Source organism: Paenarthrobacter sp. UW852 (genome assembly GCF_024608385.1).
Lineage (GTDB): Bacteria > Actinomycetota > Actinomycetes > Actinomycetales > Micrococcaceae > Arthrobacter.
Map to the genome: position 1 here is coordinate 145,704 of NZ_JAMSGY010000007.1, position 26,067 is coordinate 171,770.

Annotated in this window: 23 protein-coding genes and 1 pseudogene; 12 read left to right on the forward strand and 12 right to left on the reverse strand. The window is 63.4% G+C overall.

The window, feature by feature from the left end; genetic code table 11:
• Nucleotides 1-6 precede the first annotated feature (6 nt).
• Nucleotides 7-1,269: a ricin-type beta-trefoil lectin domain protein gene (locus NEK97_RS13725; protein WP_257370425.1), complete on the reverse strand. Its 1,263-nt coding sequence runs from the start codon at nt 1,267-1,269 to the stop codon at nt 7-9.
• Nucleotides 1,270-1,604: 335 nt separating this feature from the next.
• On the opposite strand from NEK97_RS13725, the gene NEK97_RS13730 reads away from it, so the two are divergent.
• Genes NEK97_RS13730 through NEK97_RS13740 form a run of 3 tightly spaced genes read left to right on the forward strand, consistent with a single transcriptional unit; the run spans nt 1,605 to nt 5,249 of the window.
• Complete coding sequence (locus NEK97_RS13730) at nt 1,605-3,500, forward strand: glycosyltransferase family 2 protein (protein WP_257370426.1); 1,896 nt, start codon at nt 1,605-1,607, stop codon at nt 3,498-3,500.
• A 50-nt stretch (nt 3,501-3,550) separates the two neighbouring features.
• Nucleotides 3,551-3,988 (forward strand): STAS domain-containing protein, encoded by a 438-nt coding sequence (locus NEK97_RS13735; RefSeq protein ID WP_257370427.1) that lies wholly within the window; start codon nt 3,551-3,553, stop codon nt 3,986-3,988.
• Between the two features lies 1 nt (nt 3,989).
• A complete protein-coding gene (locus NEK97_RS13740) occupies nt 3,990-5,249 on the forward strand; it encodes a glycoside hydrolase family 26 protein (protein WP_257370428.1) in 1,260 nt (419 codons plus the stop codon).
• Here the strand turns inward: NEK97_RS13740 and NEK97_RS13745 are convergent.
• Nucleotides 5,246-5,890, reverse strand: a complete 645-nt coding sequence (locus NEK97_RS13745; RefSeq protein ID WP_257370429.1) for a YitT family protein — start codon at nt 5,888-5,890, stop codon at nt 5,246-5,248. The genes NEK97_RS13740 and NEK97_RS13745 overlap by 4 nt on opposite strands.
• Before the next feature lie 61 nt (nt 5,891-5,951).
• On the opposite strand from NEK97_RS13745, the gene NEK97_RS13750 reads away from it, so the two are divergent.
• On the forward strand, nt 5,952-7,406 hold the full coding sequence (locus tag NEK97_RS13750) for a PLP-dependent aminotransferase family protein (RefSeq protein ID WP_257370430.1): 1,455 nt from the start codon (nt 5,952-5,954) through the stop codon (nt 7,404-7,406).
• Here the strand turns inward: NEK97_RS13750 and NEK97_RS13755 are convergent.
• On the reverse strand, nt 7,403-7,915 hold the full coding sequence (locus NEK97_RS13755; protein ID WP_257370431.1) for a DUF4188 domain-containing protein: 513 nt from the start codon (nt 7,913-7,915) through the stop codon (nt 7,403-7,405). The two genes, NEK97_RS13750 and NEK97_RS13755, sit on opposite strands and share 4 nt — an antisense overlap.
• Nucleotides 7,916-8,014: 99 nt before the next feature.
• Here NEK97_RS13755 and NEK97_RS13760 point away from each other — a divergent pair, with 99 nt between their 5' ends.
• The gene (locus tag NEK97_RS13760) at nt 8,015-8,590 is read left to right on the forward strand and encodes a TetR-like C-terminal domain-containing protein (RefSeq protein ID WP_257370432.1); all 576 of its coding nucleotides are present in this window, start codon (nt 8,015-8,017) and stop codon (nt 8,588-8,590) included.
• A gap of 8 nt (nt 8,591-8,598) precedes the next feature.
• Here NEK97_RS13760 and NEK97_RS13765 read toward each other — a convergent pair whose 3' ends face one another.
• Together NEK97_RS13765 and NEK97_RS13770 are read right to left on the reverse strand one after the other, a co-directional pair.
• Nucleotides 8,599-9,291 (reverse strand): SRPBCC domain-containing protein, encoded by a 693-nt coding sequence (locus NEK97_RS13765; protein ID WP_257370433.1) that lies wholly within the window; start codon nt 9,289-9,291, stop codon nt 8,599-8,601.
• The gene (locus NEK97_RS13770; protein ID WP_257370434.1) at nt 9,284-9,934 is read right to left on the reverse strand and encodes a helix-turn-helix domain-containing protein; all 651 of its coding nucleotides are present in this window, start codon (nt 9,932-9,934) and stop codon (nt 9,284-9,286) included. The genes NEK97_RS13765 and NEK97_RS13770 overlap by 8 nt, the downstream gene beginning before the upstream one ends.
• A gap of 141 nt (nt 9,935-10,075) precedes the next feature.
• On the opposite strand from NEK97_RS13770, the gene NEK97_RS13775 reads away from it, so the two are divergent.
• The gene (locus NEK97_RS13775) at nt 10,076-11,005 is read left to right on the forward strand and encodes an RluA family pseudouridine synthase (RefSeq protein ID WP_257370532.1); all 930 of its coding nucleotides are present in this window, start codon (nt 10,076-10,078) and stop codon (nt 11,003-11,005) included.
• 8 nt (nt 11,006-11,013) lie between these two features.
• Here NEK97_RS13775 and NEK97_RS13780 read toward each other — a convergent pair whose 3' ends face one another.
• Complete coding sequence (locus tag NEK97_RS13780) at nt 11,014-11,508, reverse strand: Lrp/AsnC family transcriptional regulator (protein ID WP_235519928.1); 495 nt, start codon at nt 11,506-11,508, stop codon at nt 11,014-11,016.
• A 173-nt stretch (nt 11,509-11,681) separates the two neighbouring features.
• Between NEK97_RS13780 and NEK97_RS13785 the strand changes: the two are divergent.
• Nucleotides 11,682-12,884 (forward strand): annotated as a pseudogene (locus tag NEK97_RS13785) (amino acid permease); the annotation flags it as partial.
• Nucleotides 12,885-12,970: 86 nt separating this feature from the next.
• On the opposite strand, the gene NEK97_RS13790 reads toward NEK97_RS13785, so the two are convergent.
• Nucleotides 12,971-13,528: an O-acetyl-ADP-ribose deacetylase gene (locus NEK97_RS13790; RefSeq protein ID WP_257370435.1), complete on the reverse strand. Its 558-nt coding sequence runs from the start codon at nt 13,526-13,528 to the stop codon at nt 12,971-12,973.
• A 53-nt stretch (nt 13,529-13,581) separates the two neighbouring features.
• Here NEK97_RS13790 and NEK97_RS13795 point away from each other — a divergent pair, with 53 nt between their 5' ends.
• Nucleotides 13,582-14,229: a DedA family protein gene (locus tag NEK97_RS13795; protein WP_235519926.1), complete on the forward strand. Its 648-nt coding sequence runs from the start codon at nt 13,582-13,584 to the stop codon at nt 14,227-14,229.
• Nucleotides 14,230-14,239: 10 nt separating this feature from the next.
• Here the strand turns inward: NEK97_RS13795 and NEK97_RS13800 are convergent, their stop codons facing one another.
• The 3 genes from NEK97_RS13800 to NEK97_RS13810 all read right to left on the reverse strand — a co-directional run bounded on the left by NEK97_RS13800 (nt 14,240) and on the right by NEK97_RS13810 (nt 19,195).
• Nucleotides 14,240-14,545 (reverse strand): hypothetical protein, encoded by a 306-nt coding sequence (locus NEK97_RS13800; RefSeq protein WP_211714153.1) that lies wholly within the window; start codon nt 14,543-14,545, stop codon nt 14,240-14,242.
• A 106-nt stretch (nt 14,546-14,651) separates the two neighbouring features.
• Complete coding sequence (gene ppc, locus NEK97_RS13805; protein WP_257370436.1) at nt 14,652-17,450, reverse strand: phosphoenolpyruvate carboxylase; 2,799 nt, start codon at nt 17,448-17,450, stop codon at nt 14,652-14,654.
• Nucleotides 17,451-17,620: 170 nt separating this feature from the next.
• Nucleotides 17,621-19,195, reverse strand: coding sequence for a sigma-70 family RNA polymerase sigma factor (locus NEK97_RS13810; protein WP_257370437.1), 1,575 nt, complete (start codon nt 19,193-19,195; stop codon nt 17,621-17,623).
• 357 nt (nt 19,196-19,552) lie between these two features.
• On the opposite strand from NEK97_RS13810, the gene NEK97_RS13815 reads away from it, so the two are divergent.
• The 3 genes from NEK97_RS13815 (at nt 19,553) to NEK97_RS13825 (ending at nt 22,599) form a co-directional block, all read left to right on the forward strand.
• Nucleotides 19,553-20,149 carry a hypothetical protein gene (locus NEK97_RS13815; RefSeq protein WP_257370438.1) on the forward strand — a complete coding sequence of 199 codons (597 nt, stop codon included), beginning with the start codon at nt 19,553-19,555 and terminating at the stop codon, nt 20,147-20,149.
• A gap of 59 nt (nt 20,150-20,208) precedes the next feature.
• Entirely contained in the window at nt 20,209-21,561 is a 1,353-nt protein-coding gene (locus NEK97_RS13820) for an Ig-like domain-containing protein (protein WP_257370439.1), read from the forward strand.
• Between the two features lie 210 nt (nt 21,562-21,771).
• Nucleotides 21,772-22,599, forward strand: a complete 828-nt coding sequence (locus tag NEK97_RS13825; RefSeq protein WP_257370440.1) for a DUF1684 domain-containing protein — start codon at nt 21,772-21,774, stop codon at nt 22,597-22,599.
• A 30-nt stretch (nt 22,600-22,629) separates the two neighbouring features.
• Here the strand turns inward: NEK97_RS13825 and NEK97_RS13830 are convergent, their stop codons facing one another.
• Entirely contained in the window at nt 22,630-23,895 is a 1,266-nt protein-coding gene (locus NEK97_RS13830; protein ID WP_257370441.1) for an acyl-CoA dehydrogenase family protein, read from the reverse strand.
• On the reverse strand, nt 23,895-24,686 hold the full coding sequence (locus NEK97_RS13835) for an SDR family NAD(P)-dependent oxidoreductase (protein ID WP_257370442.1): 792 nt from the start codon (nt 24,684-24,686) through the stop codon (nt 23,895-23,897). Before NEK97_RS13835 ends, NEK97_RS13830 begins: the two co-directional genes overlap by 1 nt.
• Before the next feature lie 93 nt (nt 24,687-24,779).
• On the opposite strand from NEK97_RS13835, the gene NEK97_RS13840 reads away from it, so the two are divergent.
• Nucleotides 24,780-25,967, forward strand: a complete 1,188-nt coding sequence (locus tag NEK97_RS13840; protein WP_257370443.1) for a glycoside hydrolase family 76 protein — start codon at nt 24,780-24,782, stop codon at nt 25,965-25,967.
• The last annotated feature ends 100 nt before the right edge of the window (nt 25,968-26,067 follow it).

Here is a 26,067-nt window from a genome sequence, read left to right on the forward strand (position 1 = left end):
GTTTTTCTACACCGTCCGCCACCATTTCTGGTTGGCCGAACCGGCGCAATCCCATAATTGCAAGCGTGAACCATTCGTAGCAGACCAGTCCGCGACGTCAACGCATTTGTTGGCCTGTGGGTTCACCAAATCCCCCGCGGAGTTGAGGACGAACTGCTGCGCCGCGCTTCCGTTGCAGGCAGTCAGCTGGATCTGGGCGCCGTTGGCCGTGGAGCCCCACGCCACGTCCATGCACTTGCCCAACGTCCGAACGGTCCCGTTGCCCGCAAAAGTCCATTGTTCTGACGCGGCAGTGTCGCAGTCCCACAACTGGAGTGAGGAACCGTCGATGGCCTGGCGTCCGGCGACGTCGATGCATTTGCCCGCATAACCCTGGATCCGGACACTGGGCGCGGCGGACGGTGGCGCCGAAGCGGGTGCGAGGTCGTAAACGCGGACGTAGTCCACCAGCATGGTTTGCGGGAGCGCCGTCTCCGGATCCGGCGCTCCGGGCCACGTGCCGCCGACGGCGAGGTTGAGCAGAAGGAAGAAATTGTGGTCGAAAGCCCAGGGCCCCGGAACGCTGGCCTTGGTCTTATGTGAGTAGGCAATGCCGTCGATGTACCAGGTGATGGAATCCGGCCCCCAGTCCACGGTGAAGGTGTGGAACGCGTCTCCCAAAGCTTGGCCGTGGGGCAGGGTGTAGCTGGCGTTGACCGAGTTGGCGCCCGAATAGCCTGGACCGTGGATGCTGCCCCAAGTGGTTCCGGGTTCCTTGCCGACGTTTTCCATGACGTCGAGCTCGCCGCTGTTGGGCCAGCCATCCGTGAAGACGTTGTCGCCCAGCATCCAAAACGCGGGCCACATTCCTTGTCCTTTAGGCAGCTTCATCCGTGCTTCAAAGCGTCCTTGGTTGCGGCTGAACTTACCAGCGGTCAATAGCCGGGCCGAGGTGTACTGGCACGGTCCGTAGTGGCAGGTGTAATTGTCCGGGTTTTCGCGGCGAGCAGTGATGGCCATGTTTCCGTTCCCGTCCATGGCGGCGTTGCGGGTGCTGTCCGTGTAGTACTGCAGTTCGCTGTTGCCCCATCCGGACCCTCCCGTGTCGTGGAGCCATTTGCTGTTGTCCGGGGCGGTGCCGGCGGGACCGTTGAACTCGTCGCTCCACACCAGCGCACCAGGGGCCGGCATGCCGGCGGCCGCCAGCGCCGGAGGCTCAGGAGCGATGAGTGTCGCCATGAGCGTAAATCCGACGATGACCATCACCATGGGTGTGAGTCGTCGCTTCATGACAGCAACTCTGACTGCCTTGCCATTCGGCGCGCAAGGCCTTGGTGTGGGGACACGCCAAATGTCACCCCCAGGAAATAATCAACGCGAAAGTACTTATCAATCCCGTAACGGCAACGAAATGCAGCCGGGAGAAAGTGGAAAGAGGAACCATCGGCTTGGCCCAACAAGTCCATGGCTTAGGGAAATTCCGTTCGCAACTGAATTCCTTCCTCTGAGCATCGACGATGCATGCTCCAGGCGCGTCAGCCGTGTCCTCCCAACTTCGCCTTCAGGGCGTAGGGACAGCCTGCCGCGCCTTTGCCTTTTCCCCAGCAGTTACCCGGAGGCTAAACATGGGCATTCACAAGCAGATATTGGTAAGGATCCTTGCGGTCCTCGTGGTTTCCTTTGGATTGATCTACATCAGTTGGCGCTGGTCAGGAACCGTTGCATGGGACGCGTGGTGGATCTCCCTGCCGCTCGTGGCCGCGGAAACGTACAGCCTGGGCGAGTCAACGCTGTACGCCGTCACCATGTGGAATGCACGACGGCGGCCACCGCCCCCGCCTGCCCTGCCGGGCCGGACCGTGGACGTTTTCATCGCCACCTACAACGAGCCGCTTGAGCTTGTCCTCAAGACGGCGATTGCGGCCAGGGACATGGACTACCCGCACGAAACGTGGATCCTGGACGACGGGAACCGCAGCGGGTTTGCGAGCGCAGCCCGGCAGATCGGCGTCGGATACATTACCCGTGGTCCCGAGTGGGACGGTCGGCAGCGGTTCGCCAAGGCAGGCAATGTCAACAACGCATTGTCCATGACCACGGGCGAGTTCGTGGCCATCCTGGACGCGGACCAGGTCCCCGAAGCACGGTTCCTGGACCGGGTCCTGGGCTACTTCGATGCTGAGGAAGTGGCGTTCGTCCAGACGCCGCAACATTTCTGGAATGTTCCGGACCGGGACCCCCTGGGCAGCCAGGCCGAACTGTTCTACGGCCCCATCCAGCAGGGCAAGGACGGTTGGGACGCAGCGTTTTTCTGCGGTTCGAATGCTGTCCTGCGCAGGGAAGCCCTCATGGCCCTGGGCCTGACGCGCTACACCCGGACCGCCACCGAGCACACCTGGAGCGCTTTGCGCAGGGGCCGGTCCCGGCTGCAGGACCTGCACGGGGAACTCGGCCGTCGCCATCCAGCCGCCATGCCGGTGGTGGAGCAGGCCATGGCAGCGGTTACCCGTGCCGAACAGCAGCTTCGCCGCGGCGACGTCTTGGCTGAGATCACGTTCGAGCTCCGGGTTTCCTTCCACGCCGCAGCGTTGGCTGTTCCGGAAGCCATGGAGGACGTCGTGCCGGAACTCGACGCAGTCCTGGAGTCGGTGGATGTTGCCCATACCGACCAGGCGTTGGCCATCCATCCGATGGACACCACCACCATCACGGAGGACATGGCTACGGCCATGCACCTTCACGCCATGGGCTGGGGCAGCGTTTACCACCACGAGGTCCTGGTGCACGGGTTGGCCCCGGAGGATGTGTCCACCATGCTGTCCCAGCGCCACCGCTGGGCAGCCGGGACCATGCAGGTGTTTTTCAACGACAATCCGCTGTTCCTGCGGGGGCTCACCCTGGCCCAGCGCCTCATGTATTTGGGCACCATGACCAGTTACCTGAACGGTTTTGCCGCACTGAGCTACATCGCGGCGCCGGTGGTGTTCCTGGTGGCCGGCACGTACCCGCTCACTGCGAGTCCGGTGGTGTTCTTCTGCCTGTTCCTGCCGTTCTTCCTTTCCTGCCAGCTCCTGTTCCAGGTGGCAGGCAACGGGTCCAAGGGATTGTGGCGCGGCCAGCAGTGGTCGTTCGCGCTCTTTCCAACATGGATCGCGGCGACCTGTTCCGGTGCTGCCGCGGTCTTCCTGGGCAAGCACCTGACGTTCTCCGTGACGGCCAAAAGCAAGCAGGCGGCAGGACGCGGCTTCCAGCACGTCCGGCTTCAACTGGTGGCGATGGCCGTCCTGCTGGTCTCGTCGGGCATCGGCATAGCGCGCGCAGCTACCGGCGAGGCGCCCCTGTACCCCACGCTCATCACCCTCGCTTGGGTGGCATTGGACCTTGCCTTGCTCAGCGTGGTCATCGGCGCCGCCAGGTACCGGGGCCCTGGAGAGGAACAGGTGGATCCCATGCCCACACCCGATGAACTCCCCAGCGTCCTCAATCCGGCGACGCTCACCCCTCCGCCTGCCAGGCGCTGATCCACACATCCCCATAACGCCGTTCCAACCCCCAGCCAGGAGCGACCATCATGTCCACACTTTCCCGTGTTTCAAACACCATGCCCACGTCCCTTTCCTGCATTGACCTGACCGTCACCGGCGCCTTGGACGCAGCAACCGTCCTGGGCATTCGCCAGGAATCCGCAAAGGCCGCAACTGACGGGCCCATCCTGGTCCTGCTGGATGTGGCGGCGGTGACGACCGTCGGCGCTTCCGGCGTCGTTGGCCTCCTGGAGGTGTTGCACCTCCTGCGCGCCCGCGGCGGAGACCTGCGTCTTTTCGGCAGCTCCGCGGCCTTGGAAATTACCCGGCTCCAGGCTCATCTGGGGCAAGTCACCCGCATATATGGAACCCGGGAGGAAGCCGTCGACGGCGGCCTGGGACCAGGGCGCGCACGCCACCTGGCGCCCGGGTTCCGATGGCACAGGCTCTTCCCAAGACGGCGTCGCACCCTGGGGTGGAGCTGACATGGCCCGCGCCACCGCGGTAGCGCCCAGGCCACCACGGCTGAAGCCCACTCCCCCTGCCTTTACCGGCCACCCGGACCGCAAACGCAGGAGAGCCAGCCTGGTTGTTCCCCTGCTGGTGACCTCACTGGTGGCTACCGGCCTGGGTTTCGCTTCCAAGGAGGTGGTCCCCATTGTCCAGGCGTTGTCTCTGTGCAAGGCCGGAGATGCGGCATCGATTATCCCCAAAGATGGCGTTCTACTGGGGGTCAACCTGGATTGGAACACCGAAACCCTTGCCGAGCACCGGGCCAATCTGGGGCATGATCCCGCAGTTGTGGTGCAGTTCTCCGACATTCCCTACGACGACCAAACGTGGGCGCACACCACCAACGCCGTGACGCAGGTCCGGGCGGCGGGTGGGGTGCTGCTCCTGACCTTGGAGCCGCACGGCGGCCTGGCGACGATGAGTGACGAGGTGATCGCCAAGTTGGCCACCGACTTACGCGCCATCAACGATCAGGGGACGCCCGTCGTCGTACGTTTTGCGCATGAGATGAACGGCTCCTGGTATTCGTGGGGCCAGCAGCCCACCCGCTACGTGGAGGTTTTCCGCAAGGTGGCGGCCGCGGTGCACGCGCAGGCGCCGGGCACGTCCATGATGTGGGCGCCAAATTATGGGGGCGGCTATCCGTTTACCGGTGGCCAGTACGCGGCCCGTCCGGGCACCCCGGACTTCGCCGCGCTTGATACTGACCATGACGGCACCCTCACCATGGCCGATGACACGTATGCCCCCTACTATCCGGGGGATGACGCGGTGGACTGGGTGGGAGTCTCGCTGTACCACTGGGGCAACCAGCGCCCGTGGGGAAACAACGACATTGCTGAACCGGGCAAGTTCCTGGCCATGCTCACCGGAACCTACAGCGGCACGGCGGGCGACGACAGTTCCGTGCCGGATTTCTACCAGGTGTACGGCGTGGACCATGACCGGCCCGTGGCTGTCCCGGAGACCGCTGCGATCTTTACCCCTGCGCGCGGCGGGGCATCGGAGTTGGACGTCAAACGTGCTTGGTGGCGCCAGGTCTTCTCCGCCGAAACGCACCAAAAGTATCCGCAGTTGAAGATGATCAATTGGTTCGAGTGGAAGAAGTACGAGATCGAGATTAACGACGACGTCGACTGGCGGAGCGCCGGGTCCCCCACCATCCGCGACGCACTGACCCAGGACCTGCCGGACTGGTTGCGGTACGGCGAGGACGTGCCGGCGTGCCGCTAGGCTGCGGGCGCGGCTTCCGTGGTGGCTGTTTCCCTGCCAGGATCCGAACCCGGCGCCGGGACGGGCTCGGGCACCATGAACCGGGGAAGCAACACTTGGACGATCGGCCCGATGGCTAAGGCGTAGACCACGGTACCCACGCCCACGGACCCGCCCAGCAGGAGGCCTACAGCCAGGACAGTCACTTCGATGCCGGTGCGGACCAGGCGCACCGACCAGCCGGTACGGCGAACCAGCCCGGTCATCAGGCCATCACGGGCACCGGGACCCAATCGTGCACCGATGTAGCAGGCAGAGGCGATGCCGTTCAGGATCACGGCTCCGGCCAGCATGGCAATTTGCCCGCCCAGGTGTGAGACCGCCGGGATGAGCCAGAGCCCCAGATCAGCGAACAGGCCCACCAAAACGGCGTTGGCAACGGTACCAATCCCGGGCATCTGCCGCAGCGGGATCCAGAGGAGGAGGACAATAAAGCTGACCGCGATGACCACCACGCCAATGCTGAAACCGGTCTTGGTGGCCACGCCCTGGTGGAATACATCCCAGGGGTCCAAGCCAAGGCCGGCACGGATGAACACGGCCAGGGAGATGCCGTACATTGCGAGGCCGATCAGGAGTTGAGTGAGTCTTCGGGTCATCATGGAATCCATCGTCGCCGAAAACTGGCCTTGTATTCCATAGCCAGTTTGCAATACTGGTCTTATGTCCGGCTCTTTGAACCCCACCGCACTCGTTCGGCTCCTCGGCTCCTGGAACTCCGGTTCCCTGCCCGCCTACCGCGAGCTGGCCGACGTCGTGCGCTTGCTGGTGATGGACGGGCGCATACCGCTGGACGTAGCGCTGCCCAGCGAGCGGGCCCTGGCCCAGACCCTTGACCTGAGCCGGACCACCGTCACGGCCGCGTACTCCAACCTCCGCGAACAGGGCTTCCTCACCTCGGGCCAGGGCAGCCGGGCCCGGACGTGCATCCCCCACCGGACCGTACCCGTGAGTGCGCCCGGCCTCGCCGTGCCGGATGGCCTCCTGGACCTCGCCTACGCGTCCCTGCCGGCTGCCGGGGAAGTGGTGCATCGGGCGTTCGCGGACGCCTTGACCGAACTGCCCGCCCTCCTGCCCGGCTTTGGGTACGACGCCGTGGGGGTCCGGGCACTCCGCGAAGCCATTGCGGACAAGTACACCGCCGACGGAGTGCCCACCACGCCGGGCCAGATCCTCGTCACTTCCGGCGCCCAGCACGCCCTCAACATCGTGCTTCGCACCCTGGCCGGCAAGCAGGACCGGGTGTTGGTGGAGCACCCCACCTACCCCAACGCCCTGGACGCCATCCGGGCCGCCGGCTGCAAACCGCTTCCCGTCGCATTGCCCTCGGGGACCTCACCAGCCTGGGACATCGACGCCATGGTGTCCACCATGAACCAGCAACGGCCCGCGATGGCGTACCTGGTCCCGGATTTCCACAATCCGACGGGCCGCATCATGTCCGATCTGCAGCGTCGGCGCCTGGTGCGGGCTGCAGCGGCGTCGGGGACAGTCCTGGTGGTGGACGAAACGCTCCGGGGATTAAACCTCGACGGCGTCCGCACCGCGCCGATGTCCGCTTTCGGTCCGGCCGTGGTGTCCATTGGGTCGCTGAGCAAGTCCCATTGGGCGGGCCTCAGGACGGGGTGGATCCGCGCCGACGAGGGCCTGATTTCCCGTTTCGTGGCAACGAGGACCGTCATGGATCTGGGCGGTCCTGTTGTGGAGCAATTGGCGGCGGCCCGGCTGGTGCGGTCCTTCGCCGAGCCCCTGGATGCCAGGTTGGAGGAACTGCGGCACAACCGGGAATCACTCCTCGGGTTGCTGGCTGAACACCTGCCGGCCTGGGAAGTGGAGCAGCCGCGGGGCGGACTCACCGTTTGGTGCCGCCTCCCCAGCCCCTGCAGCACGGCGCTGACGATCCTTGCCCCGGACTTTGGGGTTCGCTTGGCAGCGGGTCCCAGGTTCGGGATGGGCGGAGCCTTTGAACACTTCCTTCGCGTGCCGTACACGTTGCCGCCTGAGCAGCTGGATGTCGCCGTCCTGGCCCTGCGCGGAGCCCAGGACAAGCTGGACTCCTCGCCCCACCTCCGCCGGTCCCTCAAGTCGGAGCGCCCAGCGGCGGCGGCAGTGGCCTAGCCTTCTGTTTGGGCGGCCCCCGCTTGGGCAGCCCCCGCGCCCATGCGCTGCTTGGCTGTGTTGCTGCCGGGGCCTACGGGGATGTGCGAGGTAGCTTTGGCCAGGCCGAACCGTGGCATGCCGTTGTAGACCACTTCAATGCCTGACGCCGGAACCTGGTAGGTCTCATGCCACACCCCCACGTCGCCGCTGCCGGACATTTCCTTCATGAACTTCCGCCACGGAGCAAGGTGCGGAGACTCCCGGTCGGCAGCAAAACGCCGCAGGTGCTCGGGGCTTTCCCAATAGCTGAGCAGCATGGTGGTCCTCCCGAGCCACTGTTCCGTGCTGAGCAAGCCCGCCTCGGGATTCGCGGCCAGGTGCTGCAGCATGGCGGTCATGGCTGACGCCACCCTGGCAACACGGCCCACCTTCCACCACCTGTTGGCGCGCATCCCGATCAGGAACACCGTGACTGTATCGCGCCCTACGTCAGCGGTGAATCGGCCGGGGAAGATTTCCTGTGCCATGTGAATTCCTTCGCTTGGGGAACCCACTGTCAGATTCCTGTTCTCACAACATCGTTTAATAACGTCGTTATGAAACAATGTTATGAAACACTTGAGGGCATGGCAAGACCTATCGTTCATGATCTCCAGGTCCGGCAACGATTATTGGCGGTCACCGCAGAACTCGTGGACCGCCAAGGCCCGGCCCGCGTGACCCTCCGGGACGTCGCCGCCGCAGCAGACACGTCAACCACCGCGATCTACTCGCTCTTCGGCGGAAAAGCCCAACTGCTGACGGCCGCCGTCGACGACGGTTTCCGCACCTTCGGGGAGTCCCAACGCGAAGCCGCCCACGGCGGTCTTTTGGCGCTCGGCAGGGCCTACCGCGTTTGGGCCCTTGAGCACCCGGCCCTTTACCGGCTCATGTTCGGTGGCGCGCTGGCCGCCTATGTGGAGTGCAAGCCGACGCCGGATGTCGCCTCGGATTCGATGCTGCCCCTGGTAGAGGCGGTCGCCGAGGCGCAGGCCGCAGGGAGGCTCCGTGCGGAAGACCCCATAGTGGTAGCGATGGGGATCTGGGGACAGGTCCATGGGCTGGTCAGCCTGGAGCTGGCCCAGATGAACGACCCCGCCACCGACTGGCCCGGAATTTACGAAGCCGCCCTCGCGTCCGTAGCCCGCGCCTGGGCCCCCTAGCCAATCCTTTAGGCGTATACCTTTTCCAGGAAACCGCCCCAAGCCTTGGCCGTCAGTTCGGAATCCCCGGAACCGCTGAAGTCGTGCACAGTCATGCCGACGGGAGCACCAAAGGCGTTCCGGCCGAAGAAGCGATACATGGCATCCGCGGTCCGCAGGCCCAGGAAGTTCTGGTTGGCGAAGTCCACCTCGCCGCTCAACCGGCCAACGCCGTCGACCTCAACATCAAAGCGCGACCCGGCGGCAGCACTTTCCACCCCGAGCGCCTTCTTCAGCTGCACAAAGCCGTCGGGAGCCTGCGAAGTCGCGGGGCCCTGGATGTCCGTGAACACCACCGGCCGCCCGTCGAAGTGCTGGAGGTACTGGCCCAGGGTGTGCAGGTAGAACTCGGTGTGCTTGCTGGCGCCGTCGTACTGCTCATCCCAGTTGTCCGCGAAAATGCCACTGTGGACGTAGTGCAGCTTGGCGCGCCCACCCTCGAGGGGTTCGAGGACGTGCTCCAACTGGTTGAACCAGCCGTCCGGGCCGTCCATCCGCGACACGAGATGCGTGGGGTATTCCTCCACCGTTTTCACGGCGGGCCACTGATCGGTGGGGAACATCCAGGCAGCGGTGTCTGCAGTAACGGCGTTCCACACGCGTTCAGGCGTGCCGGGCAGCTCGGTGTCCGCCACGATTTCGAATTCCCGGTTCTCAGTCATTGCCTTGGTCCTTTTCTGCTGTGTGCCCGGAGGCTGCTTGTTCCGTTGAGGGGGTCTTGAGTGCTGGATGGAGGACAACGACGAGCCGGTGCTTGCGTCCGCCACCCGCCGGGGTGACAGAACCGCCGTCGTGGTATTTATCGACGAGCCGCGTCACCGCCACGCCGAGCTCCTCCGCGAATGCCGCGCGATCGGCGGCCGAGCGGAAAGTAATCTCGCCGTCGATGGCGAAGCTGGCCAGCTTCTTCCTGGCCACGGCAGCGCCGGAGATGAGCTTTCCCATTTCCTGAACGGTGCGCGCGGCAAGCGAGAGCAGCCAGAAGGCCGAGAACCTGTCAGCGAAACGCCGTGGATCCGGCGCCACGGAGGCCAGTGCGGCCGGCGAAATGACGTAGGAGGCGGCGGTGGCGCACAACACGCGCTCGGTGACATTGCCTTTGCGGCGCTCCTCCACCAACTCCACCAACCCGTGCCGCTCGAGGGCTTTGAGGTGGTAGTTGATCTTCTGCCTCGGTAATCCAACCCTGCCGGCAAGCTGCGTGGCCGACGCCGGCTCGGCGAGCTCCTGAAGGATGCGCGTACGGATTGGGTCCAGTGACGCTTCCGCCGCGGCCGGGTCTTCGATCACTTCGATGTCCAACATGCTTCAATTATGTTTACCGACAACTTTTATTGTCAAGAACCTTTTTCTGTTCGGTGTTGTGAGGCCCGCTCTGCGCCCATTCGGGCCACCCAGGCACGCAGAGCGGGCCCCACAACGCGATCCCGGTAGAATTGTCCAGTGATGCAATCCCCCCTCCCCGTGCGCGACGGCGTCAACGCAACCCGCCTGCGCCTCCCGGACGACGGGCCCTGGGAGACTGCAATGGACTACATGATGCATCGCTGGGGACACATCGACCCCCAAGGCATCGAGGACCGATTCGACGCCGGCGAAATCGTGGGCGAAGGCGGCGTCCCCCTCGATCGCAGCACCAGGCTCGAGGACCACACGTTCATCTGGTATTACCGCACGCTCCCCCCGGAGACCCGGATTCCAGTGGAAATCACCATCCTCCACCAGGACGAACACATCCTCGTGGTCGACAAACCGCACTTCCTGCCCACCACCCCGGGCGGTACCTACATCCAGGAATCGGCACTGGTCCGCCTCCGCAACCAGCTGGACCTCCCGGACCTCATCCCCATGCACCGCCTGGACCGCATGACCGCCGGGCTCCTGCTGCTCTCCACCAACCCGGAGACACGGGGAAAGTACCAGGTCCTCTTCGAGAAGCGCCAGGTCCAGAAGGAATACGAGTGCGTGTCTGCCGCGACACCCGCCCCCGGTTTTCCCGCCGTCGAGTTCCCCGCAGTAGTCCGCAACCGCATGACCAAGTCCCGCAGCTACCTCCTCGCCGAAGTCATCGACGGCGAACCAAACGCAGAAACGCGGATCGAAAAAACAAGGACGTTCGACGCCGGCACCCACCAGCGCGCGCTGTACCGGCTGGAACCCCACACCGGGAAGACCCACCAACTGCGCGTGCACATGGCCTCGCTCGGACTCGGAATCGTCAACGACGCCTTCTACCCGGACCTGCTGGACAAAGCCCCGGACGACTACGCGAAGCCACTTCAACTACTGGCCCGCGGCATCACTTTCGTGGACCCCATCAGCAAGAAGCCCGTGGAATACCGAAGCCGGTTGGAGCTCAGCGAAGCCCACGCCTGAACGGGGCACTACTCCCCCGGCGTCAAATGGTCGAACACCAGGTTGGTTTGCGTGTTGGCGATGGCCGGATCCGATGCGAGGTGGACAGCAATGAAGTCCCGCAACTCCGTCGGCGTCCCGCAGGCCACATGCACCAGAAAGTCCTGGTCGCCGGCCAGAAGGAACACACTCTGGACGTTCGGCAGCGACTTGAGCCGCTGCGCGATGGCCAGCATCTTGTTGCGGGCCTGCGGGTTCACCCGGATGGAGATCAGCGCGTAGACCAGCAAGCCCAACGCCTCAAGATCCACGGATGCATGGAAACCCCGGATGACTCCGGCATCCTTGAGCGCCCGGACCCTGCCCAGGCACGTTGAGGGCGCGATCCCCGCCTTGGACGCGAGCACGTTGTTGGGAATCCTGGCGTCGGCCATGAGTTCCCGAAGGATCAGACGGTCTGTGTCATCGAGCCGAACGGGATTCGGAACGGCGCCCGCCGTTCGGTTCACGGTTGAATCCGACACGAAATAGCCCCTGTTCTTTTTGTGATTCTTCAGAATCCTTGGCAGGACATTGGACTGGATTCTATCTTGAATCGATTTGCAGAATCGACGAGGAGGTCGTGATGGGCAGTTTCGACAAGATCCAAGAACGTGAAGGCGGGCTCAAAAAGCAGCTCACCTCACGGCAGATGACCATGATCGCCTTGGGCGGCGCAATCGGCACCGGGTTGTTCCTGGGCAGCAAATTCGCCATAGGCTTGGCCGGCCCCAGCGTCATCATCAGCTACGCCATCGGCGGGCTGATCGCCCTGCTCCTGATGGGCAGCCTGTCAGAGATGACGGTGGCACACCCCACGTCCGGTTCGTTCGGTGCCTTCGCCGAGCATTACGTCAGTCCACTGGCCGGGTTCCTGGTCAAGTACATGTACTGGTCCTGCATCGTGCTGGCTGTGGGGACCGAGGTCACTGCGGTGGGTGAATACATGAAGCTCTGGTTCCCGGACGTCCCGTCCCTGCTGTGGGTGGTCTTCTTCTCTGCCGTACTCATCGGCGTGAACACCATGAACGTGAAGGTGTTCGGCGCCTTGGAATACTGGTTCTCCAGCATCAAGGTCTTCGCGATCATCGCTTTCATAGTGCTCGGCGCATACATTGTCTTCGGGGCCAGAACCAATGGCACCGGCCTGCAGAACTACTCGGCCGACGGCGGATTCTTCCCCAACGGTTTGTCCGGTACCTGGTTCGCCGTGATCGTCTCCATCTTCAGCTACCTCAGCATCGAAATGATCGCCATCGCCGCCGGGGAGGCCAAGGATCCCGCCACAGCAGTGAAGAAGGCCTTCCGCACCACTATCGTCCGGCTCCTGCTGTTCTACATCGTTACCCTGGCACTGATCCTGGCCATCGCGCCGGTCAGCCAGATCCTGTCGGGCGGCAGCCCCTTCGTGACCGTGATGCAGAACCTTGGCGTCCCTTTCGCTGACAGCTTGCTCACGTTTGTGGTGATCATCGCTGCGCTTTCAGCCATGAACAGCCAGCTCTACATCTCCACCCGGATGATCTTCAGCCTCTCCCGCAGCGGCGACGCACCCGCCATCTTCGGCAGGCTGCGCGGTAACGGTGCCCCAGTGAATGCCCTGATCCTCTCAACCACTGGTATTGCGATCGCCACCGTGGTCTACGCCATGTTCCCCGAGACTGCCTTCACGTTCATGATGGCGATCTCCATGTTCGGCGCAATGTTCACCTGGTTCATGATCTTCGTGACCCACTGGTTCTTCCGCAGGAGCATGAAACGCACGGGCACAACACTCTCCTACAAGACACGCTTCTACCCGGCGGGAACCATCCTGGGCGCGGTCCTCATGTTCGCCATAGCCGTCAGCACCTTGGGAACAGAAGCATTCAACATGACCCTGATCTTTGGCATCCCGTCCCTGGCCCTTGTGACGGTTCTGTACTTCATGGTGCAGCGACGCAAACGTCAGGTCCAGGGACCAGGCGAGGCTTCAAATGCGGCCCGGAAGACCGCCGTCGTCTCTTCTGAGAACAGCACGAATTCCACCAACTCCAGCGGGCTGCCTGACGCGGCACCCGCTGACGGCGACGACCAGAAGGACCTGACGGCGTCGAACGCGACTTCGGCGACCTGACGGGCATCCCAACCATAAATTCCGGCGCTGATCGCAGGAAAGGCAACCGACCGGGCACCCAGTCCCGTCGCCACCTTCAGGCTTTCGCTGAAGCACGATGCGAGCAGCGCCGGATCCGTCTGCCCGGCATGCCGGTTGGGCCCCACAGTGTGGACCACCCAACGGGCCGGAAGGCGGAAACCCGGAGTTGCGACAGCCGCGCCCACAGGCAAACCATCGGGCAATTCCGAACGCCTAAGCCTCCGGCACGCCTCAAGAAGTTCCGGCCCGGCAGCCCCGTGGATGGCACCGTCCACTCCCCCTCCACCAAACAGGGACGAGTTGGCGGCGTTGACGATAACGTCCACGGGGCGCGTCGTGATGTCGCCATGCAGGATGTCGATTCGCATGGCGCCAGTCTCGCCCAGAGCGGCAGCGGCAGCAAGTGCGGTACCTTGTGGCCATGGACATCACCGCCCCTGAGACGTGGGGATCCGCGATCTACCTGTGGATCGTACCCATCGTGGTGGGCGACGCCATTTTTCCACCGATCCCGTCCGAAATGGTGGTCATTACCGGCGGGGCGCTCGCGGCCGACGGCCACACCAACGTTTGGCTGATCCTGCTTCTGGCCGCCTTCGCGTCATGGCTGGGCGACATGGCGGTGTATTTGCTGTTCAAGCGGCGCATCAGCCACGTTCTCGACCGTTGGTCATGGGGCCGCCACGTCCACCGCGGAATTCACGCAGCGATCGCCAAAGCGGGCCGCTCGTCCACATACGGCGCAATCATCGGCGGGCGATTCGTCCCGGGCGGTCGGCTCGCGACTTCCGCTGCATCGGGCATCGCCAACGTGTCCGTCCGCGGGTTCAGCCTCTGTGCCGCGATGGGCGCCATGCTCTGGGCCGTCTGGCAGGTGGGCCTGGGCTACTTCACCGGTTCCACCACCAAGCTGCCGTTCTGGGCTAGCTCGTTGATCGGCGTCGGCGTTGGGTTGGTCATCGGAGTGGTGGTGGGGCTGATCGTCACCCGTCGCCGCGGCAACCGTTCCCCCGTCGAGGAACCGTTCGACGGCGATCCGGTCGACGGTGAAACTCCCCAACCCGAGTAGCGCTCGCCTGTTAGATCGGCGACCAGCGCCCGCGGCTACGGCGCAACACGTACAGGCTTCCGGTCAGGGCAACGCGTTCGACGGCGTCACGCATCATGGCAGCCGACGTCCGGGCTTCGTCGTTCTCGCCTGCGTAATCGCGGTCGCCAACGGTAAAGCGGAGGCTGAGTTGGGGCACGCCGCCCACAATGTCCAGCTGGTTCGATTCCACGTGGTGGCGGGTTTCCAGGGCCTCGACTGCCGCAGCCATGACGGACTCGGGCGCATTTCCCGGTTTGAGGCCTGTAATCTTCAGCTTGGTCTGGAACGAAGGCATCCCATAACCCTAACGCTCTCCCACATCCCACCCCCTTGAACGGATCCCTCCTGCAGCGGGTGCAGGAGGGATCCGTTGAATCGGTAGGGATGTGGAAGAGGGTCTGCTAGCCGGTGTTGCGGAGTCCGGCAGCCACACCATTGACAGTAATGAGCATGGCCCGCTGGAGCCGCTCGTCAATCTCGGCGCCGGACACCGACTCTTCACGCACACGGCGCAGGAGTTCCACCTGGAGGTAGCTGATGGGATCCAGGTACTGATCACGGATTTCCAGTGACCGCTTCAGCGTCGGCTGGGCATCCAGCAGCTCGGTCTCGCCGGTGAGCCTTTCAATTTCAGCCACCGTGAGCTCGTATTCATCACGGATCATGTGGAATAACCGGTGCAATTCGGTGGGGACCAGCAATGAAACGTAGTGGCCCGCGATTTCCATGTCCGTCTTGGCCAACGTCATTTCCACGTTGGAGATCACCGAGCGGAAGAAGTGCCAACGGTCCATCATCTCCACGAGCTGATCCGTGTTCCCGGCCTCGCGGGCAGCCTTCAGGCCTGATCCGACCCCGAACCAACCCGGGACGATCTGGCGCGACTGGGTCCATCCGAAAACCCACGGGATGGCACGAAGTCCACCGAGGCCGGCACCGGAATCCGGGCGCTTGGAGGGACGCGATCCAATGTTCAACGACCCCAGCTGCTCCACCGGGGTGGAGGCCAGGAAATACGCCGGCAGTTGGGGGTCGTCGATCAACGTGCGGTACCGCGCGAAGGCGGCGTCGGAAATGGTTTCCATGACGTTCCCGTAACGCTCGCGTTCGTCCTCTGACGTACGCGGAGTCCGGTGCAGGGCCGAACCCTGCATCACAGCAGCCAGTGACAACTCAAGGTTTTCCCGGGCAAGTTCGGGCAGGGAGTACTTGTCCGAAATGACCTCGCCCTGCTCCGTGAACTTGATTTCGCCTTCGAGCACTCCATTCGGCTGGGCCATGATGGCGTCGTACGTCGGTCCGCCACCGCGGCCAACGGAACCACCACGGCCGTGGAAAAGACGCACCCGGACGCCGTGCTTCGCCGCAACATCCCGCAGTTTGCGTTGGGTCTTGTGGATTTCCCATTGGCTGGTCATCACGCCGGATTCCTTGTTGGAATCGGAGTAGCCCAGCATGATCTCCTGGATGTCGCCACGGAGTCGGACGAGTTCACGGTAGGAGGGATCGGAGAGGAGCTGATCCACGATCTCGGCAGATGCCCGGAGCTCCTCAACGGTCTCCAGGAGGGGAGCGAAACCGATCTTGGCATGGGGTTTGCTGCCAAAAAGATCGATCAACCCGGCTTCGCGGGCAAGGACCGCCGCCGCCAGCACGTCATCGGCGCCACGGGTCATGGAGATGATGTACGTCTCCACCACATCAGGACCATAGGTGTGGAGGGCCTGTCGGATGCTCCGGAAGACATCGTAGGTTCCATCGGCGGTACCTTCGAGCTTGATGGGGTGGCCGGACAACGGACGGCGCGAAGCAAGTTCGGCGCCAAGGAAGGCAAAACGCTCCTCCCGGGTCAACTCTCCGTAAGGCTTCGCGGCACCCAGCCTGTCCACAAGCTGCCCGACAGCATCATGGTGGTAGTCGGCGTGTTCGCGGATATCCAAGGTGGCAAGGTGCAGGCCGAACGCGGCAAGAGCCCGCCGAACGCGGGCCAAGGCACCATCAGCCACCAAGGCTGCTGAATGGTTGCGCAGCGAACTCTCCAGCAGGCCGAACTCTGCCAGCAGTTCAGGCGTCGTCGCGTAGTCGCGGCCGGGCTCGTGGTGCGTCGAGGCAGCAATACGACGTCCGGTGTTGATGAGTTTGGCCTTGATACAGGTGAGCTTGAGCCTGTATGGCTCCTGCGCGTTCAATTCCAGGATGCGCTTGTCCAGTCCCGGAAGATTCTTCAAGTCCACGTCGATGGAATCCAGCAACTCCTGGTCCGCACCAAACAGGGCGGTGGAGTTCGAGAGGACCGAGATCAGTTCGTCGATCAACACGATGCCGATACGAACTGCGTTCTGGTTCTGTAGCTGCAGGATTTCCCGGGTGACAGCGGCGGTCACATTGGGATTGCCGTCCCTGTCCCCACCGATCCAGGAACCAAAGCGGATGGGCGCCGACTTCGTCGGCAGTGTCACGCCGTGCTCGGCCAGGAGCTCCGAGAGATCCGTCAGCATTTCCGGCATGGCATCGGTCAGGATGCTGTTCAGGTAGTAGATAGCGTTCCGGGCCTCGTCCACCGGGGTGGGGCGCACCTGTCGAAGCTCGTCCGTTTGCCACATCTGGTCGATGATCTCTGCCAGTTGGCGGTCCTGGCGTTGGCGGGAAGAGGTCCCCTCCCGGGTCGGTTCCGCGAGGACATCCGAGAGCTTACGGACTTTGTCCAGCACGGAACGCCGCGACGCTTCAGTCGGGTGGGCCGTGAAGATAGGCCTTACATCGAGTTCATTGATTACATCCTGCAGGACCTGAGGGCCGGCCTGGCCGGCGATCTCGGAAACGGCCTTGGCGAGCCAGCCGTCCTTCTCCTGCCGGGTTCGGAGACCCCGGACACGATGGACCTGCTCGGCCGCGTTGCTGAGGTGGAAGTAGAAGGCAAAGGCGCGGACAAGGTCGGTGGCCTGCTCAAGTGGCAGGGAGGCGAGCAGTTCACGGACCTGGACAACGACGTCGTGCGCGCTCCACGGACCGGTGGCATCAGCGCCGCCGCGGGCGGCTTCCTTGGATTCCTTGGTCAACAGGCGCACCTGCTCCACGAGCTGGAGCAGTTCGGGACCGTGTTGCCGGACCAAGGACTCGCCCAGCAGGGTGGAAACCCGGCGAACGTCGGCCCGCAGTTCAGCGGCGAGATCAGTGTCTAGATGGGCAGTGTGAACCATAGATACATACCTTCGGGATCTATTGAGGCCCGTACACTGCGCTGGATACTGTGAGCCGGATTACTGGTGTTTCCTAGGGATCTTACCCGCACCAAACTTCCCTGACGGAATGTGTCTCAGATTATGGTTTTACATGCGGCTACGTCCGGACGTCCCCCAAAGAAACGGCCTCAGTAGCTGTAGGAAAACTGGTTAGGGGCGATTCCGGTCCCACTGAGCGAGTACGTCAGGACATGGTCTGCCCATCCCCGCTTGGAGACGGCCTGAAGATCAAATTGGAGCCGATCGCGCCGTATTGACTGAGTGGAGCAAGTAACGACGCTCCTGCTCTCCAGGGCGCACGTCCACCCTTCCGGCGCACGGACCGTACCTGCCTCTATCCAGGCATTCTGCCCCACGGAAAAGACTGCCTTTCCGCTGCCCAAGGGGTCGGACCCGGAAGCCTCGAAGTCGACATGCAACGCTGTGCTATTGGGCCCACGGTCCCTGCTGCGGTCCGCGGACCCTTTGACCTTCACGGGCGGTGCGTCGGAAGGAACCGGCGCGGGTGAAGGCGCAGGCGTGACAACCGGTGGGGGTACCGGAACGACGGGCTCCGTGGGCTCTTGCGTAGGTTCCGGTGAGGCTGCCGGCTCGGGTGCAACGGGAGCCGGCGCCGGCGGTGCTGCAACAACGGCCGGCGGGATGGCGGCTGCCGGGGAACTTGGAGCCGATGCCGCGGGGGTGGTCACGAGGGGTTGCGCTTCCGATGGAAGGCCCCTGGTTTCAACGGCCCGCTGCTCCATGTAGGCGTCCGGGGTCAGGTGGTCGACAATGCCCACCGCGCCCAGGACGAGTCCCACCCCGGCCGCTGCGATAACGGCCATCACAGCCGGCTGGGCAAGTGTAGGGACGGCGAGAGCCGCTTTTGCCGGCAGCATGCCACCCAAAACTCCCAGTCCGGCCCCCTTTCCGGCCCACATCGCCAGGGGAACTCCGGTCACCAAGGGCAGGAGAACGGCCCTCATGCTCCCTTGGACGTCCTTCAGTTCTGCCAAGGCAGCGGTGCATTTGGCGCAACCACGCAAGTGCTCCCGGACCTTCCTTTCGGCCGCGGTGGAAAGTCCACCCCGGACGTAACTGCCGAGTTTGGAGGCAAACTCTGCACACCTGCTGTCAGGCTCTTCGGCTATATGGAACTGGAGGTAGTGCCGCCTCAGTCCCTCACGCGCACGCAGGGCGAGCGCGGAAACAGCATTGGGAGACAGCCCGAGGATTGGCGCGACAGCTGCCGGTTTCATTCGTTCCACGTCCAAATACCAGAGCACAGCCTGCCAACGCTCCGGAAGGGCGCGGAAGGCTTTGGACACTGTGTGGGATTCGAAAGCACTGATGGCGGAGTCGGCGTCACCCATCGTCTGGTCCAGAACGGCGTCGTCTCCGCTGGGGAGGACCTTGCCGTTCTTCCGATTCCGCTGGTGGGACAGCCGCGTCACAGTGGAAAGGAGATATGCCCGAAAGAAGGTATCCGGTCCCTTCCCCGCCACCAAGCTCTGCAGGACCGATTGGAAGGCCTCCGCCACGACATCCTCGACATCGCTCGGGTTGTCCACGTTGCGCTTGGCAACGGTCGATGCGATGGAAATATGCCGCTCGTACAAAGCGTCAAACGCAGCCATGTCTCCACTGCGAACCAATTCGATCAGGTGACCGTCGCTATCGATCCCATCCTGCGAAATACTGTCCATGCTTGTCTTGGCGGCCACTTACTGCCCCCTGACAATGTCATAAATCGTGCCCATATTTAAGAAGTGCTGGCACCGTCCGACTCATGACGCAATTTGTCCAAAGTCTTTAGCTTAAGAGAATCGGCTATCGCTTCGTCATGAACGACCGTCCCGCCGCACTATCCGGTTATGACATCGTTTCGGACAAAATCATTCGCAGAATGCGCGTTTTCGCGCCACCTTTTGCTGCGTAGATGGCAGACGACCAGTTACCGTACAGGTTGGCGCTTCCACGCAGACTGGTTCCTGCCCGAAGTCCGAACAGTTGTCAGATGCCTCGCCACAAGCTCCATCGTCCCGGCACCGGCAGCCAAGTCGTTGGGTGCGGCGCGCGCCATGAACGGTGTCGGCATCGGCGAGACCATGACCGATTTCCGCGCCCTTTTTGAAGCTGCGGAACAATCCCTCGACGTCGACGCGCTTCAGTCATTGGCGGAAGGGTGGGCCGAGGTCGCGGAGCTGGCCCCGGCCCTCTCGTGCACGGATGTCTACACCGGCTTGGCCACTCAGGCGCACTTCCAGCGCCGTCTGCATGAGGTATCAACCTTCGGAGACGAGAGCTCGCGGCAGAACGCCGTCGCAAGAATTTTGCTGCCCGGACCCAGCCAAAGCCGGACACATTGCTGGACCCTCCTGGCCAGGCTGGGTGAAGCCGTCAAAGGGCAGCTCCGTGGAACAGGGGCTGTGGCCATGTACCAGGACTGCGCCGTCCATGTGCTTTTTCCACTCAGCGAGGGCAACTTATCCAGGCTGGCCGAATGCAAAACGGCGATTGAAGCCCTGGAAGACGGCGCCCTGAGCCCAGCACGCATCAAGTTGTACCCGTTGTCCTCAGCGCTGGCAGCAACCGCATCCACACCAATGACCCCTTATAAGTCGTCAGACAAACACGGCATGCCGGGCACCGGACCGAAGGCGTCACGAACCACCTGACACCAACACTCATTGTCTGACGGAACATTTTCACCACGGATTTAAGGACCATCCAGCACATGAATAACCAGCTCCATCTAAGAACCGTGTCGATGGTGGCCGCTTTGCTGGCCATCGCCACGGCTGTCCTGGGACTGGGATTGACGGCGTTGCCAGCCAACGCCGCAACCCTGCCGGACGCGCACATCAACCTCACAACCGAATCAGTCGTGTCCAGCCAATGGGACCAGGTGGACCTGAGCTGTGAGTGGTCCGTCCCGGACCACTCACAGCCCGGCGATACCTTCAGTGTCCAACTGCCTTCCCAGCTCCGTTGGTTTGGCAAGGCCTCTTTTGACCTGAATAACGCAAACGGGGACACCGTGGCCACGGCGGTCGCAAATGATGCCGGATTGGTGGTCTTCACACTCAGCGATTTTGTAAAAGCCCATCCCCTCAACGTGGGCGGAACCTGTTCGTTCAGCACGCAGTATGCCTTGGTACCCACGGGTGGCGAAACGAAAGAACTGACGTTCACTGTTGGATCCAGCGTCGTCCGGGTGCCGGTAGCCGTTAAACCGTGCCAGAAAGACTGTGATCCGCAAGCGCCTACAGCCGCAGGCAAATCCATGAGCTGGGTCGATCCAGCCCAAACTGAACTCAGGTCTGTTTTCACCATGCCTGCCATGGCTGCCGACAGCAATGATGTTGTTGTCACCGATACCCCCGCGGCTGGAATGGATATCGACTGCGCCCGGGTCACGCCCCGCACCGGTCAAGTGGTGGGAAGCAACGGCTCCATCGTGGAACCCTACGATGACGACCAGTACCCGGCAGCCATCGACTGCACCCCCGGAAAAGTCACGGTTACGTGGAACGGACTTCCCAAGGGCGAGCACGTTGAGCTCTTCGTTGTGACCCGGGTGACCGATCCGTCCCTGGCTGTCTACGAGAACACGGGCACAGTGACCATTGCCGGCACGGAAAGCCCGGTGGTCGCGCAGCTTCGGCGGACAGAGGCCAGCGGCACGGGTGACGGAACTGCGGTACCTACGCCTACTCCCACCGCTACAACGGCAACACCCACCCCCAGCGCAACGCCGACACCGAGCGCCACGCCGACGGCCACGCCGAGCGCGACCCCCACACCGACAACGGCAACACCGAGCGCCACGCCCACACCCACGGCGACAACGGCTACGCCTCGCGCAACACCCACGGTGACTACGGAACCCGTTGTCACTACGTCCAGTCCAGTACTCGTAGTGCCAACGGAGCAGCCATCGAAGACCGCCGCGAGTGATGGTTCGGAGCAGCTGGCCAGCACGGGCGCCCAAGGATCGGCGTTCGTCTTCGTCGCCGCAGCCTTGCTGGCCGTGGGATCCTTGCTGGCCTTCGCCAGTGCCCGGGGGAAGGGGCGGCGGACCAACTAATCGACGGTTCGCAATGCCCTTCGGGGCGAGACCACGTCGGTGGGCCGGCACAGGGTGCGGCCCGCCGGCGTGGTCCTTTATTCGCGGCTCGCGCTGGCATGGGTTGGGGGCCAGCGCGAGCCGTTCCAGTGGCGGTCCATTCCGGGAATGCCAACGCTCAGCGCATAGTTGATGGAAGTGCAACCGATGCGAATCCAGCCGAGGAGAACAATGAGCTCGCCCACCACCGCCACCGATGCCCAACTTGCCCGTTGGGAGCGGTTTCGTTCGGGCCGAAATGCGGCGCTGGCAACAGACCATGGCTGGCTGACGCTGACGTCATTCCAATGGCTCCAGCCAGAGCCGTCCGAACTCGAACTGGTGCCAGGTCTTTGGTCCACGGACGGCACCACCGCATTCCTTACGGCGAGCACGGCCGACGGCCTCACGTTTGTCGAAACCGGTGATCCTGTTGATGGCACTGTCAGCGCGGTATTGCAGGATGAAGAATCACTGATGTGGGTTCAATGGGGCGGGGTGGATGGCCGCCAGGTGGTGGTGGAACTTGCCATGCGTGCGGACAAATACGCGATCCGAACACGGGACAACAGTTCGCCGGTGCTGACGGAGTTCAGGGGTGTTCCTACTTTCAGCTACAACCCGGATTGGGTTATTGAGGGCAGGTTCGAGGCCTACCCGGAGCCCGTGGATGTGCCCATCGGCACTGCCAACCCGTTGGTCGACGGTGTCCACCGCTCCGTGGGCGAGGTGGTCTTCCGGGTGCCGGGCGTCCCCCACGAGATCCGCCTTCATGCCGAGGAAGAGAAGCTTGGCGCCCTGAACGTGACCTTCCATGATGAGACCAACGGGGACTCCACGGATGAGTGGCGGAAAGTTTTCATTCCGCGTCCCCGCCCGGACGGGTCGGTTGTCATCGATTTCAACCGCACCATCAACTACCCCAGCGCCTTTTCGCCCTATGGCACTTGCCCCATGCCCGTCCGCGGTAATTCGATCGATGTCCGCGTGGAGGCAGGCGAAAAACTTCCCCAGGAATGAACACGCAGCAGCAATGACCAGGTGTGGCGCCTAGGCGATAGCGGATACCCCCGTCACAGCACGGCCCACAATGAGGGAGTTGATTTCGTAGGATCCCTCGTAGGTGTAGATGGCTTCGGCATCCGCGAAGATCTTTGCCATCCGATAGTCAGTGACGATGCCGTTCCCGCCCAGGATGGACCGCCCCAGGGCCACCGTTTCGCGCATTCGGGCACTGCAGTAGGCCTTCGCGAGTGCTACCTGGGCCATGTCCGCGCCTCCGTGGCGAATTCCGTGCGCATCCGTGGAGATGCCCTCCTGCAGCTGGGCTATGCGGACCATCATTCCCATGCTGGCCACCGCGTTGCCGAGCATGTCCACCAGGTGCTGCTGGATGAGCTGGAACTTGGCCAGGGGCTTGCCGAACTGGAGGCGTTCGACGGCGTACTGCCGGGCGACGTCGAACGCCGCCAGTTGCTGGCCTACTGCCTGCCAGGCGACCATGATGCGGGAGCCACGGAGCAAGTGGTTGGTGTCCGCGAAACTGCTGATCCCGGCAAACCTGTCCGCCTCCGCCACGTGGACGTCCCGGAGCACGATGTCCGCGTTCTGGACTGTTCGCAGGGCGATCTTGTTTTCGATGCGACTGCGGGTGATACCCGGCAATGAGGCATCCACAATGAAGGCGAGCACAGAGCCGTCGGCTTCGTCTTTGGCCCACACCAGCATGTAATCGCAGAACGTCCCGTTCCCGATCCAGCGCTTGGCGCCGTTGATCACCCAGTAGGTGCCGCCGTCGGACTCTGGACGCTGGACTTTCCGCGCAGTTGTCTGCATGCCGCCGGCGACGTCGGAGCCGTGGTCCGGTTCGGTGAGGGCGAAGGCGCCTGTGGTCCGGAGGTTGGACGCATCGTCAAGGTAGCGGTCTTGTTGTGCGTCGCTGCCGAAGTCGTACAGCGATTCGACGAACAGATCGTGGTGGACCATGAAGAAGGTCGCGATGGACGTGTCCACCCGTGTCATCTCGGCGATCACCAGGCCCGCGAAGAGGTGCGTGTAGCCGCGCTGCGCGGGTGCGCTCAGGCGTAGTGCAGCGAGTTTGGGCAGGATCTGTTCCGGGAATTCGGCTTTTTCCCACCATTGCCCAGCGTAGGGCGCTATTTCGGACTCGAGGAAGGCCCGCAGTTCGTTGAGTTTCCGCTGTTCCTGGACGCTCAACAGCGATTCGAAGTCGAAAAAGTCGGCGGTGGGCAGGTCGGCTACGGATGCTGGGAGGCTGCCCGCGGAGGCCGTAGGGGCAGCACTGTAGTCGCCCATCACTTGAGTCCCATGCGGATGGCGCCGTCCAACCGGATGGTTTCGCCGTTGAGCATCGCATTCTCCACGATGTGGGCGGCCAGGTTGGCGTATTCTGCTGCGCGGCCCAGGCGGGCCGGGTGCGGAACCTGCTGTCCCAGGGAGTCCTGCGCCGACTGGGGCAGTCCGGCCATCATGGGTGTTTCAAAAATGCCGGGCGCGATGGTCGCTACCCTGATCAGGGAGCGGGCGAACTCGCGGGCCAGTGGCAAGGTCATGGCTGCTACGGCGCCTTTGGAGGCTGCGTAGGCCGGCTGTCCGATCTGGCCTTCGAAGGCGGCAACGGAGGCGGTGTTGATGATGACCCCGCGTTCCGGTCCTCCGAGTTCGGTGGAAACTGGCTCGGTTTCCACCATGGCTGCGGCTGCCAGCCGGATCACGTTGAAGGTGCCGATCAGGTTGATCTGGATGACTTTGTTGAAGGTCTCCAGGGGCAGCACGCCATCGCGGCCGAGGACTTTCCCGGGCGTGGCTATGCCCGCGCAATTGACGACGATGCGCAGTGGTCCCAGGGACATCGCAGCATCGACGGCGGCTTGAACCTGGGATTCGTTGGTGACGTCAGCGGGAGCGAAGACGGCCCTGGCCCCCGCTCCACCGGCATTGAGTTGTGCCGCATAGTCCTCGCCGGCCGACTGTGGCAGGTCCACCAGCACTACCGACGCTCCGGCGTCGAACAAGCGCTTCGCGCTGGCGGCCCCCAACCCTGATGCGCCGCCGGTGACCAGCGCGACCGTGCCCTTGATGTCCATCCATCCTCCTTGATGCAGAACCTGAATCCGTTAATGCATGTTAACTGGAATTGTGATCCAGCGCACCTTGGGCCGTCCCGCTAGGCTGGTGGCATGCCAACGCACGAGACCCCGGACAGCCCTGCTGCTTCCACCGCGGACGCAACGGAGTGGGCTGCGCGCGCAGACCAGGCGGCACGATCGGTCACCCACGGTTTCGGCCGCCGGCTGTTCTTCCTGCCCGGCACCCACATCGCGGCGGTAAGCCTTCCCACTGCCGGCCTGAAGCGCAGCCTGAAGAGCCGCCTGGGGCCATGGCATTACTGGTGGCAGGCACATTACGTCGACTGCCTGGTGGATGCCGGTCGCCGCGAGTTGGCCACCAAGGTGAAGTTCGACGGCGCGTCACGCCCGAGCGCTGGAAGGTTGGCTTCGCGGCTGGTCACCACCATCCGCTTGAGGAACCTGCTGCGTTTCGAGAACCACTACTACGACGACATGGCGTGGCTGGCACTTGCCACCCTCCGACTCGACAAGCTCGCGGAAGAGTCAGCAAATTCGGGGCGGCGCCGCAACGCCGTAGTCCGCAAGCGGCTCACCCCGCAGTTCGATTCCGCATCAACCGACGACTTTGGGGGCGGCACCTTCTGGAGCACCAAACGGGACTTCAAGAACACCCCTGCCACGGCGCCGGTTGCCCTTTACTACTCCCGGACCGGCCACCGCAGCAAAGCCCAAGCCCTGGTGGACTGGCTCGACGGCAAACTGCTCCATCCCGAACGCGGCATCTTCCTGGATGGCCTGCGGGCTGCGAACGGCGGGATTCAGATCGATGACGCCGTGTACACCTACAACCAGGGCCCGGTGCTGGGCGCTTTGCTGGAGCTCGGTGGCGAGCACAACCTCGGCAGGGCCACCGCATTGGTGGCCGCTGTTGCCCGCGAGCTGACCCTGCCGGGCACCAACGTGGTCCGCGGCGACGGAACCGGCGACGGCGGCTTGTTCACCGGCATCCTGCTGCGTTATCTCGCCCTGGCTGCCCGCGATGAACGGCTGCCGGAACCTACCAGGACGGCCGCGGCCTCCCTGGTCCGGGATACGGCAGAGGCATTCTGGACGGGCCGAACCGAGGGGCGGGAACACTCTCCATCCCCTCTGTTCTCCTTCGATCCCCTGCGTCCGGCGGGTGAAACATATCCCCCAGGTACCGCCGTCGAGCTTTCCACGCAGCTGCAGGCGTGGATGGCTTTTGAGGCCGCCGCCACGCTTCCCCAACAATTACGGCACGCAATACTTCCGTAATTATGGTGACCCCTGTCACATTTACCGCTCTGGATGGTGTTAAGAAGGGTTGGCTAACCTACCCTTTTTAGAGCAGGAACCCCAACCTTCCTGCCAGCAC